Origin of the sequence: Nocardia sp. NBC_00881, from assembly GCF_045207455.1 — a bacterium.
Classification (GTDB): Bacteria; Actinomycetota; Actinomycetes; order Mycobacteriales; family Mycobacteriaceae; genus Nocardia.
In genome coordinates this window covers 2,680,110-2,694,837 of the sequence record NZ_CP108798.1, presented here as the reverse complement: position 1 = coordinate 2,694,837, position 14,728 = coordinate 2,680,110, and the positions used below count along the sequence as shown (strand labels likewise).

14 protein-coding genes are annotated in these 14,728 nt (G+C 67.0%); 9 read left to right on the top strand and 5 right to left on the bottom strand.

The genetic code is table 11. The annotated features are described in order from the left end of the window. Positions 1-72: 72 nt before the first annotated feature. Together OH799_RS10490 and OH799_RS10485 are read left to right on the top strand one after the other, a co-directional pair. Positions 73-306, top strand: a complete 234-nt coding sequence (locus tag OH799_RS10490) for a helix-turn-helix domain-containing protein (RefSeq protein ID WP_357261623.1) — start codon at positions 73-75, stop codon at positions 304-306. A 116-nt stretch (positions 307-422) separates the two neighbouring features. Continuing rightward, positions 423-995 carry a dihydrofolate reductase family protein gene (locus OH799_RS10485; protein ID WP_406278565.1) on the top strand — a complete coding sequence of 191 codons (573 nt, stop codon included), beginning with the start codon at positions 423-425 and terminating at the stop codon, positions 993-995. On the opposite strand, the gene OH799_RS10480 is transcribed toward OH799_RS10485, so the two are convergent. The 3 genes from OH799_RS10480 to OH799_RS10470 all read right to left on the bottom strand — a co-directional run bounded on the left by OH799_RS10480 (position 989) and on the right by OH799_RS10470 (position 3,362). Continuing rightward, positions 989-1,918 carry a hypothetical protein gene (locus tag OH799_RS10480; protein ID WP_406278562.1) on the bottom strand — a complete coding sequence of 310 codons (930 nt, stop codon included), beginning with the start codon at positions 1,916-1,918 and terminating at the stop codon, positions 989-991. The genes OH799_RS10485 and OH799_RS10480 overlap by 7 nt on opposite strands. A 44-nt stretch (positions 1,919-1,962) precedes the next feature. Then, positions 1,963-2,418: a hypothetical protein gene (locus tag OH799_RS10475; protein WP_406278559.1), complete on the bottom strand. Its 456-nt coding sequence runs from the start codon at positions 2,416-2,418 to the stop codon at positions 1,963-1,965. Between the two features lie 443 nt (positions 2,419-2,861). After that, the gene (locus OH799_RS10470) at positions 2,862-3,362 is read right to left on the bottom strand and encodes a cupin domain-containing protein (protein ID WP_406278556.1); all 501 of its coding nucleotides are present in this window, start codon (positions 3,360-3,362) and stop codon (positions 2,862-2,864) included. Between the two features lie 71 nt (positions 3,363-3,433). Here OH799_RS10470 and OH799_RS10465 point away from each other — a divergent pair, with 71 nt between their 5' ends. After that, positions 3,434-3,940: a MarR family winged helix-turn-helix transcriptional regulator gene (locus OH799_RS10465; RefSeq protein WP_406278553.1), complete on the top strand. Its 507-nt coding sequence runs from the start codon at positions 3,434-3,436 to the stop codon at positions 3,938-3,940. Positions 3,941-4,088: 148 nt separating this feature from the next. After that, the gene (locus OH799_RS10460; RefSeq protein ID WP_406278550.1) at positions 4,089-4,883 is read left to right on the top strand and encodes a hypothetical protein; all 795 of its coding nucleotides are present in this window, start codon (positions 4,089-4,091) and stop codon (positions 4,881-4,883) included. A gap of 10 nt (positions 4,884-4,893) precedes the next feature. Here the strand turns inward: OH799_RS10460 and OH799_RS10455 are convergent, their stop codons facing one another. Continuing rightward, positions 4,894-5,460 carry a TetR/AcrR family transcriptional regulator gene (locus tag OH799_RS10455; protein ID WP_406278547.1) on the bottom strand — a complete coding sequence of 189 codons (567 nt, stop codon included), beginning with the start codon at positions 5,458-5,460 and terminating at the stop codon, positions 4,894-4,896. Positions 5,461-5,602: 142 nt separating this feature from the next. Beyond that, positions 5,603-8,497 carry an aconitate hydratase AcnA gene (gene acnA / locus OH799_RS10450; RefSeq protein WP_406278544.1) on the bottom strand — a complete coding sequence of 965 codons (2,895 nt, stop codon included), beginning with the start codon at positions 8,495-8,497 and terminating at the stop codon, positions 5,603-5,605. A gap of 286 nt (positions 8,498-8,783) precedes the next feature. On the opposite strand from acnA, the gene OH799_RS10445 reads away from it, so the two are divergent. From OH799_RS10445 to OH799_RS10425, 5 genes are all read left to right on the top strand, one after another. Then, a complete protein-coding gene (locus tag OH799_RS10445) occupies positions 8,784-9,380 on the top strand; it encodes a DUF6676 family protein (protein WP_406278541.1) in 597 nt (198 codons plus the stop codon). A 553-nt stretch (positions 9,381-9,933) separates the two neighbouring features. After that, on the top strand, positions 9,934-11,349 hold the full coding sequence (locus tag OH799_RS10440; RefSeq protein WP_406278538.1) for an NlpC/P60 family protein: 1,416 nt from the start codon (positions 9,934-9,936) through the stop codon (positions 11,347-11,349). A 134-nt stretch (positions 11,350-11,483) separates the two neighbouring features. Then, positions 11,484-12,677 (top strand): AAA family ATPase, encoded by a 1,194-nt coding sequence (locus OH799_RS10435; RefSeq protein WP_406278535.1) that lies wholly within the window; start codon positions 11,484-11,486, stop codon positions 12,675-12,677. A gap of 32 nt (positions 12,678-12,709) precedes the next feature. Continuing rightward, positions 12,710-13,660, top strand: coding sequence for a DUF58 domain-containing protein (locus tag OH799_RS10430; protein ID WP_406281970.1), 951 nt, complete (start codon positions 12,710-12,712; stop codon positions 13,658-13,660). Continuing rightward, a complete protein-coding gene (locus tag OH799_RS10425) occupies positions 13,657-14,661 on the top strand; it encodes a VWA domain-containing protein (protein WP_406278532.1) in 1,005 nt (334 codons plus the stop codon). The genes OH799_RS10430 and OH799_RS10425 overlap by 4 nt, the downstream gene beginning before the upstream one ends. The last annotated feature ends 67 nt before the right edge of the window (positions 14,662-14,728 follow it).

Genomic DNA, 14,728 nt, shown 5'->3' with positions numbered 1-14,728 from the left:
CACGAACCCGTTGATCATGGCCTGCTGAGTGCTTAGCCTGGAAAGACGCTGCTCGGCGACTCGGAGGAAGCCATGAGCGACAGACCCACACAAGGCAAGGCCACATTGGGCAAGGGCACACGTGTCACCGGGAAGTCACGCGACCGCCTACAGACCCAGCTGAAGAAGCAATACGAGGCGGGTGCGAGCATCCGGTCACTGGCGCGGTCCACCGGCCGTTCCTATGGCTTCGTCCATAATGTGCTGGTGGAGTCGCATGTGCAGCTCCGCAGTCGTGGCGGGGCAAATCGCCGCAAGAGGCAGTAGCTTCGCGGAAGCCAAATCGGCGTCGGTGGTGAGATTTTCGCCGGCACCGCGATGAATTCGCGTCCCGCGAGCCGTCTGCATTGTCGAAGCACGTTGCCGACGGAAGGAACCTCACGGTGCGGACCCTGCTGCTGCAGATCATGGTGACACTGGACGGCTACGCGGCCGGCCCGGACGGCGCACTGGACTGGATCGAGGTCGACGACCCCGGGCTGGACGCCTATCTGGCCGAGCTGCTCGGCGGCGTCGACGCCCAGATCTTCGGGCGCACGTCCTACGAGCTGCTCGCCGGGTACTGGCCGGACGCGCAACGGAATCCGGCGACACCCGGCGACGCGTTGCTCGCGCCGCTGGTCAACGAGCTGCCCAAACTGGTGCTGTCGCACCGGCCTGACCTGGAGCTGCCGTGGCAGCCCGCCCACCGGATCGGCGCCGATCTGCCCGGCGAGGTCGCGGCCCTGAAGAACAACCCGGGCAAGCCGGTGGTGGTGTTTGCCGGTGTGGGCACTGCACAGGAGTTCCTCCGCCTCGAAGCAGTGGATGAGCTTCGGCTGCTGGTCTTTCCGGTGCTGCTAGGCGCGGGCCGTCGGCTGTTCGACGAGGTCGCGCCGCGGCAGCTGCGGCTGGTGGATGCCGTTCCCTTCCCGAAGTCGGGTGTGGTGCTGCAGAGCTATCGCCGGAATCAGTAGCCTGCCACCATGCCGTCGCCGTCCACCAGGAGATTGGCCAGGCTGCGGAAGATCGGCAGGCCGGTCTTGATCTCCAGGTAGGCGAACTGGCCCTGCGGGTTGACCTCGAGGAAGTAGTACTCGCCGTCGCGGCCGAGCCGAATGTCGAGGACACCGAAGGACAGTCCGAGTGCCCCCATCAGCGTCGCGAGCGACTTGCTCACCGCTGCGGGCAGGTGGTCGGGAACGAAATCGACCGACGTGTCCAGGCGGGAGTCGACCTTGCCGACACCGGCTTGCGAGTCGATGCGAACAGTCCATTCGACACCATCCACCCAAACCACCCGCAGGTCGCAGGTGGCGTCGACGTAGTCCTGGAAGGTGGTCGGCGCCGAGCGGATCGCGGCGAGCCTGCCGAAATCGTCTCGGGTGATGATCCTCGTCTCGGCGAACTCGGCCCGGCTGGTGCCGGTACGCTTGTAAACCACCGGGCCCGGTCGGGATTCGACGAAGGTGCGCGCCTCCTCCGGGTCGTTGGTGATCAGCGTCTCCGGCACGGTGAACCCGGCCCGCAGCGCCGTCTCCAGCTGCACGATCTTGCGGCTCGCGGTACGGCCGGCGCCGGGATCGTTGACCCAGTAGGCCGGGATCGACCAGAGCAGACCCTGGATGAACCCGTCGCATTCCGACTGTCGGAAGTCGTTGTCCGAAACACGCACCCCGGCGGGCACCCGGGCCGGATGCGGGCGCCGCCACCAGACCGATTGGACGTCGTCGAGTCCCATCAGGTGTGAAAGCGAGCGCGCGGTACCGAGACGGTCGAGCCGGAAGCTGCCGGCCTCGCGCGGAAAATCGCGTAGGTCGAGTTGAATAGGGCTGAGCCCGTGGTGTTCTCGTAACGTCGCCGCCATCGCGGAGCCGTGCAGATCATCGGATTCGGACACGATCAGGATCGAACCCTTCCGGCGTGCCGCCATGTGCCGGCCGTTCAGTCGAGACTGTCGCAGTTGATGCCGTCGTCGCTGCCGTCGGACGATTTGGTCTGGCAGTAGGTGAACGTCGCGCCGTTCGACCCGGGGCAGTCGACGAGTTGCATACGGTCGGCCCAGATTTCGGTGAGCTGGCGGAGTTGGTCGTCGCCCAGCGCCTCGGACGGCGACTCGGGGATGGTCATCGGCCGATCGACCAGATCGATGCGCAGTCGGCGGGTGAAGTCGGCGGTGGCGCCCGCGCGGATGTCCACGAGCACCGGACGGCCGCCTTGATCGGGGTGCGCCGCCGCGGAATCCACCACCCGCAGTACGTCGGACCGACAGAACGTCCACGTTCCCTCGGCGACGCGCACGGTGATCTCGCGGTCCGATTCTGCTACCAGCAGGCCCTGCAGCGGAGGAACACGATCACCCTTCGGCGCGGTTCCGGGAAGGCGGATTCCGTCGGTCATAGCCGTTTCTCCGATCTGCTCACGATTTGCCACGACCCCCTGGCGTGTGAGTGATCATATCGCGGGAAGGGTGACTATCGGCTCGGATCGAGAGATTTCACGGCCTGTGGCAAACCGAATTCCGGTGTGAGAGGGGCTAGCAACGAAAGTTTTCGGCAGACCAGGAATTGTCCTCGTGCAATCTTCTAGCTATTTCGACAGGGTGTGAGATCAGCGCTCGTAGCTCGGTATTGGCCGTCGTGCGTCCGTGCGTACCGTCGACGGACGGCGAGTGGGTCGATGCGGTTGGCGAGTTCGGTGCGGCGTTCGCCCGGTGGCGCGACAAGTTTGCGGGCGGCGTGCTCGAGCGGTCCGAGAAGCATGGCATCCGCGCTGCGAACATCCGCCGCGGCGCCACTGTTTCGAGTGGCGCCAGCAGATTTCTCGGACCGGCGCGCGGCCGCTCAGCATCGGTTCGCGTTTCGTTCCGCCCACCAGGCTGGGGCGTCGACGAAGTGGTTGTCGAACTCTTCCTGGGACGCCGCGAGATCGGCGAGCGTGGAATTGCCCTTGGCAATTCGGTCCAACAGCCGGAAATACTCGAAGCGCTGTACACCCGGCATGAGCGTGATCATGATCCGCGCCGAGCCGTCCGGTGTGGCGCCGAAAGCGTGCGGCATGAGCTTCGGCACGACGATCGAGCCCCCCGCGCCGACCGTCACAATTCGATTGCCTGCCAGTAGCTGCAGTTCCCCGTCGGCGATGTAGAACAGCTCATCCGACTGGGTGTGGTAGTGCGGCGCCGCACCGTCGGCACCGGGGGCCATGGTGACTTCGAGGTTGCTCAGCGCGCCGCCTGCCTCCTCGGCATCGATCAGCAGGCGCATGGTGACCGACTCGGAGCCCAGCGTTTCGGCGTCTTCCGCCTGACGGATCGCGATGTCCTTACATGGGGTAATGATCATTTCGGACTCCAGATAGTTCGGTGATGGATAATTCGCTACCAAACTATATCCCAGCGAATAAAATCTTGTCCATGACGGAGCAGATATCTGATCCGATCGACGCGATCGTGGCTCAGTGGCGACGCGAACGACCGGATCTGAACCTGGAGGCCATGGCCGTGCTGGGCCGTCTCGGGAGGCTGACAGTGGTGGCGCAGCGCGAGATCGAGGCGGTGTTCGGCAAGCACGGCCTGCAGCGTGGCGAGTTCGATGTGCTTGCGGCGCTGCGTCGTTCGGGCGAGCCGTTCGAGCTGAACCCATCGGTGCTCGCCGCCACGCTCATGCTCTCGCGCGCGGGCATGACCGGACGGTTGGACCGGCTGGAGGCGGCCGGGATGGTGCGTCGCATCGCGGACGCCGCAGATCGCCGCGCGATTCGGGTCGCCCTTACCGACGCCGGGCGGGAATTGATCGACATCGTCGTCACCGAGCACACCGCGAACGAAACCAGGTTGCTGTCCGTGCTCGCCCCGAGCGACCGGCGCGAACTGGACCGGATCGTGCGGGTGCTGCTCAGCAGCATGGAGCCGGGCGAGTAGCCACCGGGCGTTCTCCTGTCGGATCACGCTTCCGCGTGGCGAAACGCGTGTCGCGACGAGGTAGCCCGTTACTCGGGACGCGCTGTGCCGCAGGGATCTACCGTGGGATTCCGTACCGAAGGTCGGTGCGGTGCGCGAGGAGGTCACGATGATCGACATCATCACGTTCCGTGGCACCGGTGAGCCGCGGAACCCTGACGGCGCGCCTGCGGGCATGGTGCACTACGTCACTAGATTGCTCGACACCAGCCGGTTCGGCTCTTTCGAACCGGACTGGCCCGCCTCGGTAGGTCCTGCGCCGAACGTAGTGGGCCCCTCGCTGGACACATCGGTGCGGCTGGGGATCGCCGCGGGGGTGCGGGCGATCCAGGAGTCACCGAATGTCTGTGGTCTGCTGAGCTATTCGCTCGGCGGGATCTGCGCGAGCCGGATCCTGGAGGGCGTCCGATCGGGAAAGTACAAGAACACCGATGGCACGCCGCTGGAAATCGCGTTCGCGGTGAACATCGCCAACCCACTGCGCCGAGCGGGCGAGTCGGTGGGAAACCTCTGCGCACCCTCGACTTTCGGCCTGCATGGTCAGCGCGGCTCCTGGCCCGCTTCCGTAGCGGTCCGCGAGTACGCGAACCCTGGTGACATCATCACGGCGTCCCCGGCGGGCTCGCCCCTGCGCATCATCGACGCCGGCGTCTCGCCGTTCTCCTTCGTCGAGGGCGCCCGAATCGGCGACGTCGCGCCGTTGATCTTCGCCGAACTACTCGAAGTGCTGATGCGGGACCCGATCGCCAACCTCGATCGCTACGCCAGCGCGGTCCGCGGCGTCGTCGGCTATCTGACCCCGCCGCCCGACGGCCAGCATGTGCTCTACGCGAGCCGGAGCATGCCAGGCACAAACGTGTCGTGGACGACGCACGCGGCGAACTACCTGAACGCGGCGTTCTGAATCGGGCGGCTCAGTGCTTGCGGCGGACCGAGGCCTCGACGAGATCCAGTACGGCGGTGAGGTTCTCATTGGTGTGGCCGGAGGCGATCCGGGCGATCAGACCGTCCAGGACGAGATCGAGGTAGCCGAGTAGAACGTCGGTGGGGACGTCGTCGCGCAGTGCCCCTGCGGCCTTGCGGCGCTCCAGGCGGGCCAGCGTGGCGGCGGTGAGTTCGGCGGAGCGCTGGGTCCAGCCCGCGCGGAACTCCGCGTCGGTGCGCAGCCGCCGCGCGATCTCCAAGCGTGTTCCGAGCCAGTTGAACTGCTCGGGGTGGGCGAGCATATCGCGCATCACCTGCACGATGCCCTGGTTGGCGGCGACGTCGGCCATGCGTTCGGCGTCCTCTTGGGCGAGGGCGAGGAACAGCGCGTCCTTGTCGCGGAAATGGTGGAAGATGGCGCCCCGCGATAGCCCGATCTCCTCCTCCAGACGGCGCACGGTGGCGCCGTCGTAGCCGTATTCGGCGAAGCAGCGGCGTGCTCCGTCCAGAATCTGGCTGCGCCGGGCGGCGAGGTGATCGTCACTGACCTTGGGCATGGGGGCTCCTCCGAACGTAGCGGGCGGCGCGAAGCGGAATGCGGAGAGGTCCGCGCACCACGGAAGCGGTGCGCGGACCCTCTACGACGGTTCTGCCGTCCGCCCTCGGCGCGAACCGACGGCGGACGGTCAGCGAAACAGCTCAGCCGCGAATCATATTGCGCAGCACGTACTGCAGGATGCCGCCGTTGCGGTAGTAATCGGCCTCGCCGGGGGTGTCGATCCGGACCACTGCGTCGAAGGTGATCTTGTCACCGTTCTCCTTGGTAGCGGTGACCTTCATCGTCTTCGGGGTGACGCCCTCGTTCAGCCGGGTGATGCCCTCGATGTCGAAGGTCTCGGTACCGTCCAGCTTCAGCGACGCGGCCGACTCGCCCGCGGGGAATTGCAGCGGGACGACGCCCATGCCGATGAGGTTGGAGCGGTGGATGCGCTCGAAGGACTCCGTGATGACGGCCTTCACGCCGAGCAGGCGGGTGCCTTTGGCGGCCCAGTCACGCGAGGAACCCGAGCCGTACTCCTTGCCGCCGAGCACGACCAGCGGTATGCCCGCGGCCTGGTAGTTCTGCGCGGCGTCGTAGATGAACGCCTGCGGCCCGCCCTCCTGGGTGAAGTCACGGGTGTAGCCACCGGAGACGTCGTCGAGCAGCTGGTTACGCAGCCGAATGTTGGCGAAGGTCCCGCGGATCATCACCTCGTGGTTACCGCGCCGGGAACCGTAGGAGTTGTAGTCCTTGCGCTCGACGCCGTTGGCCTCCAGGTACTGCGCGGCCGGGGTGCCGGGCTTGATGTTGCCCGCGGGGGAGATGTGGTCGGTGGTGACCGAGTCTCCCAGCAGCGCGAGCACGCGGGCGCTCTTGATATCGGTGACCGGCTCCGGGGTCGGCGGCATGCCCTCGAAGTACGGGGGCTTGCGCACGTAGGTCGACTCCTCTGCCCACTCGAAGGTCTTACCCTCCGGAGTGGGCAGACTCCGCCATCGCTCGTCGCCCTTGAAGACGTCCTTGTAGTCCTCGAGGAACATGTCGCGGCTGATGACCCGGTCGATGGTGTCCTGGATCTCCTGCGGCGACGGCCAGATGTCCTTCAGGAAGACGTCGTTGCCGTCGTTGTCCTGGCCGAGGGCGTCGTGCTCGAAGTCGAAGTCCATGGTTCCCGCGAGCGCGTAGGCGATCACCAGCGGCGGGGAGGCAAGGTAGTTCATCTTCACATCGGGAGAGATGCGGCCTTCGAAATTGCGGTTGCCGGACAGCACCGCGGTGACTGTGAGGTCATTGTCGTTGACCGCCTTGGAGATCTCCTCCGGCAGCGGGCCGGTGTTGCCGATGCAGGTGGCGCAGCCGAAGGCGACCAGGTTGAAGCCGAGCTTGTCCAGGTAGGGCCAGAGGCCCGCCTTCTCGTAGTAGCCGTTGACGACCTGCGAGCCCGGCGCCATGGAGGTCTTCACCCACGGCTTACGGGTCAGGCCTTTGTCCACCGCGTTGCGGGCGAGCAGGGCGGCGCCGAGCATGACCGACGGGTTGGAGGTGTTGGTGCAGGAGGTGATCGAGGCGACCACGACCGCGCCGTGGTCGAGCACGAAGTCGCCGTACTCCTCGGTCTGCACCTTGACGGGCTTCGACGGACGGCCCTGGGCGCCGTTCGCGGCCGACGCCAACACGGCGTCGTCGTCGGCGAAGGACAGCACCGCCGGATCGCTGGCCGGGAAAGACTCTTCGATGGCCTCGTCCAGGTGCGTGTGCGGTGTGGCGGCGGCCGGGCCGGTGACCGCGTCATCGGTGTAGTTGTGGATGTCCTTGCGGAAGGCGGTCTTGGACTCCGACAACAGGATTCGGTCCTGCGGACGCTTCGGACCCGCGATGGACGGCACTACGGTGCTCAGGTCGAGTTCCAGGTACTCCGAGTAGGCGGGCTCCTTGTCGGCGTCGTGCCAGAGGCCCTGCTCCTTGGCGTAGGCCTCGACCAGCGCGACCTGCTCGTCGGAACGACCGGTCAGGCGCAGGTACTCGACGGTCACCTCATCGATCGGGAAGATCGCCGCCGTGGAACCGAACTCGGGGCTCATATTGCCCAGAGTGGCGCGGTTGGCCAGCGGCACCTCGGCGACGCCCTTGCCGTAGAACTCGACGAACTTGCCGACCACGCCGTGCTTGCGCAGCATGTCCGTGACGGTGAGCACGACGTCGGTCGCGGTCACGCCCGGGTTGATCTCGCCGGTCAGCCTGAAGCCGACCACGCGCGGGATCAGCATCGAGACGGGCTGGCCTAGCATGGCCGCCTCGGCCTCGATGCCGCCGACGCCCCAACCCAGGACGCCGAGGCCATTGACCATCGTGGTGTGCGAGTCGGTGCCGACGCACGTGTCGGGGTAGGCCTGACGAATGACGTTGCCGCCCGAGCGGGGGCCCTGCGTGGTTACGCCCGCGGCTGCGTCCTCCGGGCCTGACCCGCTCGGGCGGTCGCGGACCATGACGACACGGGCCAGGTGCTCGATGTTGACCTGGTGCACGATGCCGGTGCTAGGTGGAACGACCTTGAAGTCGTCGAACGCGGTCTGGCCCCAGCGCAGGAACTGGTAGCGCTCACCGTTGCGCTGGTATTCGATGTCGACGTTGCGCTCGAACGCGTCGGCGCGGCCGAATACGTCGATGATGACCGAGTGGTCGATGACCATCTCGGCGGGGGCGAGGGGGTTCACCTTGTCCGGGTCGCCGCCGAGGGTGGCGACGGCCTCGCGCATGGTGGCCAGGTCGACGATGCACGGCACACCGGTGAAGTCCTGCATGATGACGCGTGCGGGGGTGAACTGGATCTCGGTATTCGGCTCGGCCGACGGATCCCACTTCGCGATGGCGCGAATGTGATCGGCGGTGATGTTGGCGCCGTCCTCGGTGCGGAGGAGGTTTTCCGCGAGGACCTTCAGTGCGTAGGGGAGTTTCTCGGTGCCGGGCACGGCGGAGAGGCGGAAGATCTCGTAGGAGTCGCTTCCGACCTCGAGGGTGCCCTTGGCGCCGAAAGTATCGATACTTGTCGTCACGTCAGCTCCACTCGTCTGTGCGGGTGGCCGCCGGCAGGGCTGTGCCGGCGACCGAGTCTTCGGAGGTGCTCCCGCGCCGGAAGGCGCCGGTTCCTCGCGCTACGACCTTAACAGTACGCTTGTCCTGTGAAACACCTGGGGGCCGCTGGGGTGTGCCGCACGTGCGTGCTGCGACACTCCGTCGCGTACTGTGCTTTCGAGCCAGCAAGGGGGACCTCGCTCAACCCTGCAGTGTTGGATGCCCGTCGCTTCGGATGCCGATGCGGCTCGACAGACCGGATGGAAGATGACCGCCCCGCACACCTCGGTTTTCACCCCTATGGCCGCCGAACTGCCGCCGAATATCAGCGCCGACACCGTGAGCTCGCTCAATGCCGATCTGGCTGACGACCACGTCGCGACCCTCACCGGCAAGGACAAGTCGGAGTTGGCGACCATCGCCGCGGATGCGCGATCCCACGGAATCCCGTTGAGCATTGTGGTAGTTCCCGGCAACCCAGGCCACGACTCGAGCCTACGTGACCTGGCCACCGAGGTGGGCAAGACGCAGCACGGCACCGTCGTCGTCTTGAGCGACGACTGGGTCGGCACGTACAGCGACTCGGTGAGTCGCGTTCGGCTGGAATGGGCGGAGGACGCCGCGAAGGAGACGCACGGTAAGAGCTCGGAGGCTGCCACGATTTTCGTCGGTCGTCTGGAGGCCCCGGAATCCGTGTCATGGACCGCCATCACCTCCGTACTGCTGCTAGTGACACTGGCCGCCATCGGTGGGCTGTACGGGGTCAAGGCCAGGCGGGCGCGGCGGAGCGAGGGCGCGCTCGTGCGGAGTTCCGGCGATCTGCGGCTTCGAGAGGACGCGGCACCCGACATTCGGGCGATCTAGCGCGGAGTCATTCGTGTGTCGGTGTTCGGCCGACTGATTTTCGTCGCTGGACGACGGCCGTCGACGGGGTCGGTTCTGTGGGCCGCCCCGATCCTTGTCGTGCGGTAGGCCGCCCACCGATCGGTGGCGGTTCTGCGCGTCCGACTGCGTGGCCGACCGCGAGTGCCGGTCCTTCGTGGCCGCGCCGCCGATCGCTTCGGCAGGCCGGTCCTCCGGTGCGGGATCGTCCGATGGCAGCCGGGTGCCCCCTAGTGATTGTGCTGGTGCGACTCGGCGCTCACCGAGACTCTGGTTTCTCGGCAGTTAATTTTATGAACGTCTGGTTTGTCTTACTCCACGAAGCCGAAGTGCCATCTGGCAAATTCTGGGCAAAGTAGGAATTACGCGCGTGTAGTTCTGTTGCGGGAGTTTCCTCGGTGACTTAAGTGTCGTACGGTTCGAATGGTTGCTGCTGGGGAATAAGTGTTTCCAGAGGCCATCTGTCGGCCACCGTGCGTCATGGTTCTGCTGATGCCTATGAGGCATCGCCGGAATTCGGTCCTTGGGAGGTGCGATGCGCAGTAACGGTGAGTTCGCCCACCGGCGTCCTTTGTGGATCGCTATGGGATTGCTGGCTATGGTTTCCGTGCTAGTCGCCACGGGGCCTGCCGACGCGTTGCCGCCACCGCCGCCGAATCCCAGTGACAGCCAGATCGCCGAAGCCGGAGCGCAGGTCGATGCGGGGATCACCGAGGTGAGCACCTTGATCAACCAGGTCGCCGCAGTCGACCAGCAGCTGCGGCAACTCGACGACGCGGTCGCGCGAAAGCGTGAAGACGTCAACAAGGCCCTGGTCGACCTGCAGACCGCGCGCACCGCCGCCGACGCTGCCGCCGTGGTGGTCGCCGACACCCAGCGCGAATTGGCTGCTGCCGGAACGCGAGTCGGCCAGGCGCGGCGTAACTTCGACCAGTTCGCCGCCCAGGCATACACCCGGCCGGCCTCCGAATCAATGGTTACCTACCTCGCGGCCGCTACCCCGGCAAGCGCGCTCGATCAGGCCGAGCTGCTGAACCTGGTCTCCAAAAACCAGCGGCAGGTGCTCGACAGCCTGCGCCGCGCGCAGATCGATCAGGGCAACAAGAACTCCAGCGCGCGCCAGGCGAAGTCCGCCGCCGACGCGGCCGCGGCCGCCACCGAGGTGAGGAAGGCCGACGCCCAGAACGCGGTCGCCGCCGCCAAGGCCGAGTTCGACCAGCAGGCCGTGCAGCGCGCCGACCTGCTCCGCAAGCGCCAGGACGCGCAGGGCAGGCTCGGTCTGGCGCGGCAGAACGTGGCGGGTCTGCGGGATCAGCGCGATGCGTACCTGGCCTGGGACGCGCAGCGCACGGCGGAGGAATCCGCGGTGCGTGCGGCCGCCGCCGCTGCCGCCGCTCGCGCGGCCGCCGACCAGGCCGCCCGTGACCGCGCCGCCGAGCTCGGTGCGGGCAGGCGTCCGCACGCCCAGATCGAGGACGCGCCGCCGCGGCGGGGATCCCCCCGGGCGACCACGCCCTCGGTCGGCGGTTCCACGGCGATCGAGATCGTGGTCGATCGGGCAATGTCACAGCTGGGCGTCACCTATGCCTGGGGTGGAGGCGATGAGGACGGACCGACGCTGGGCATCCACGACGGCGGCGTCGCCGACAATCACGGCGACTACGACAAGATGGGCTTCGACTGCTCGGGGCTGATGGTATACGCCTTCGCGGGCATCGGAGTATCGCTGCCGCACTACAGCGGCTATCAGTACAACGCGGGCACGCGGGTGCCGGTGGGGCAGCGCGAACGTGGCGACATGCTGTTCTGGGGGCCCAACGGCAGTCAGCACGTGGCGCTCTATCTAGGTAACGGGACAATGGTCGAGGCGCCGCAGTCCGGCGAGGTGGTCAAGGTGTCCGCGGTCCGTGAGGGCGGCATCATGCCGTACGCGGTCCGTATCCTCTCCTGACATATCGGACATTCCGGGTGTGAAGCGGGCTGGGAAGCCGTCGAATTCCGTTCTTGTCGGGTCCGGGTGCGGCACAGGCGGCCATTACCTGGAATAGTTGTGGCAGCACGCACAGGACCAAGGCGAAAGCGGGGATGTTGGTGACTTCGACGGACGGTGTGAGCGGGGCGAATTTGGCGAAAGATACGCCTGCCTCCGCGCCCAGCACCCTCGAGCGTGACGTCCAGACCCTGGAGAAGGCGATCTACGAGGTCAAGCGCGTGATCGTGGGCCAGGATCGTCTGGTCGAGCGGTTGCTCGTCGGTGTGCTCGCGCGTGGCCACGTCCTGCTCGAGGGTGTGCCGGGTATCGCGAAGACGCTTGCGGTGGAAACGTTCGCGAAAGTGGTCGGCGGTTCGTTCGCCCGCGTGCAGTTCACGCCGGACCTGGTGCCCACCGACCTCATCGGTACCCGTATCTACCGGCAGGGCCGCGAGGAATTCGATACCGAGCTAGGCCCGGTCGTCGCGAACTTCGTACTCGCCGACGAGATCAACCGGGCACCGGCCAAGGTGCAGTCGGCGTTGCTCGAGGTGATGGCCGAGCGGCACGTGTCGATCGGCGGCAAGACCTACCCGATGCCTGATCCGTTCCTGGTGATGGCGACCCAGAACCCGATCGAGAGTGAGGGCGTGTACCCGCTGCCGGAGGCGCAGCGTGACCGCTTCCTGTTCAAGGTCGTCGTCGACTACCCCTCCGTGGAGGAGGAGCGCGAGATCATCTACCGGATGGGCGTGACCCCACCGGAGGCCGGCCGCATCCTGCAGCCGGAGGAGCTGATCCGCCTGCAGAAGGTCGCGGCCAACACCTTCGTCCATCACGCGCTGGTCGACTACGTGGTCCGGGTTATCGCGGCGACCCGCAAGCCCGCCGACTTCGGCATGCAGGATGTGGCCAGCTGGATCTCCTACGGCGCTTCACCGCGCGCCAGCCTCGGCATCATCGCCGCGGCCCGCGCCGTCGCGCTGATCCGCGGGCGCGACTACGTCGTGCCGCAAGATGTCGTCGAAGTGATCCCGGACGTGCTGCGCCACCGGCTCGTGCTGTCCTACGACGCGCTCGCCGACGAGATCAGCCCGGAGGACGTCATCAAGCGCGTGCTGCAGACCATCGGCCTGCCACAGGTCGCGCCGCATGCCGTCGCGCCGGGCGCTCCGGCCGCGCCACCCGCTCCATCTCAGCAGGCTCCGCAGCAGATCCCGCAGCCGCCCTCACCGCAGCAGCAGGCCGTGCCGCAGCCGCCGAACGGGCAGCAGTCCCAGCCCGCCGGCAACTTCCCGTCGAAGTGACCTCGGCATCGGATCCGGTTGCCGCAGTGTCGATGTCGTCTCACGCACCGCCATCGTTCCGATCGGGGGAGCTGACCGACCCGCGGCTGTCGGTCGCACTGAAGACTCTCGAGCTCACCGTGCGCCGCAGACTCGACGGCGTGCTGCACGGCGACCACCTCGGTCTCATCCCCGGGCCCGGCTCCGAGCCGGGGGAGGCGCGTACCTACCAGCCGGGTGACGATGTGCGCCAGATGGATTGGTCGGTCACCGCCCGCACCACCCATCCGCACGTGCGGCAGATGATCGCCGACCGGGAGCTGGAAACCTGGATGGTGGTCGACCTGTCGGCCAGCCTGGACTTCGGTACCGCCGCCTGCCAGAAGCGCGATCTCGCGATCGCCGCCGCGGCTGCCATCACCTATCTGACCAGCGGCGGCGGCAACCGGATCGGCGCGGTCGTCGCGACGGGCGAGCAGTTGGTCCGCATTCCCGCGCGCAGCGGGCGCGTCCACGCCCAGTCGATGCTGCGCAGCATCGCGACCACGCGGCACGCGCGTGACGGCGTGCGCGGTGACCTGCGCGGCGGCATCGAGTCGCTGCGCCGCCCGCAACGCAAACGGGGGCTCGCGGTGATCGTCAGCGACTTCCTCGGCGATATCGACTGGCAGCGCTCGCTGCGCGCCATCGCCGCCAGGCATGATCTGCTCGCGGTCGAGGTGCTCGATCCACGCGACCTGTCGCTGCCTGATATGGGCGATGTCGTGCTGCACGATCCGGAGACCGGGCGCACCCGCGAATTCAGCGTGACCCCCACATTGCGCGCCGATTTCGCGGCCGCCGCCCAGCGCCACCGTCAGCAGGTCGAACAGGCCCTGCGCAGCTGTGGCGCCCCGGTACTCACTCTGCAAACCGATCGGGACTGGATCGCCGACGTGGTCCGGTTCGTGTCCACCCGGCGCCACAGCTTCGGCGCCCCGACCGGGCGGGTGCCACGCCAGTGAGTATTTCGCATTTCACCGCGCAGCTCTGGCTCGGATTCCTCGCGGTCGTCGCACTGATCGCGCTCGGCTACATCCTGGTGCAGCGCGGCAGGCACAAGCACATGTTGAAGTTCACCAACATGGAGCTGCTGGAGAAGGTCGCGCCCTCGCGGCCGAGCCCGTTCCGGCACGTGGCTGTCGCGCTCATGCTGGTCGGCCTGGTGTTCCTCACCGTCGCCGCGGCCGGGCCGACGGCGGTCAAGAAGGTGCCGCGCAACCGCGCGACCGTCATGCTGGTGATGGACGTCTCGCTGTCCATGGAGGCCACCGACGTGCCGCCGAGCAGGTTGCAGGTGGCGCAGAAGGCAGGCAAGGAGTTCGTCGACGGGCTGACCCCCGGCATCAACCTCGGCTTCGTCACTTTCGCGGGCACCGCGTCGGTGATGGTGCCGCCGACCGTGAACCGGGAATCGGTCAAGGCGGCCATCGACAACATCAAGCTCGCCGAGCGCACCGCCACCGGTGAGGGCATTCTCACCGCGCTGCAGTCGATCGAGACGCTGGCCACCGTGCTCGGCGGCGCGGAGACGCCGCCGCCCGCGCGGATCGTGCTGATGTCCGACGGCAAGCAGACCGTGCCCGACGACAAGGACGTCGACAACCCCCGCCACGGTTTCACCGCCGCGCGGCTGGCCAAGAGCAAGGGCGTTCCGGTGTCGACGATTTCGTTCGGCACCGAGTGGGGATCGGTGGAGATCCCCGACCAGGACGGCAAGGGGACGCAGCGGGTGAAGGTGCCCGTCGACAACGATGCGCTGCGCGAGATCGCCAAGCTCTCCGGCGGAGACTTCTACACCGCCTCCAGCCTCGCGGAGCTGACCGCCGTGTACGACACACTCGAACAGCAGATCGGCTATGAGATGACCAGGGGCGATGCCAGCAGGCCGTGGCTGCTGCTCGGCATGTTGCTCGTCTCCGCCGGCGTCGTGACCGGCTTGCTCTATCGTCAACGCCTGCCGTAGCGCGGACGCGACTATGGCATCACGCGAAGGTGTGGAGCCCGGGCGCGGCGCACGAACCCGAACAGAT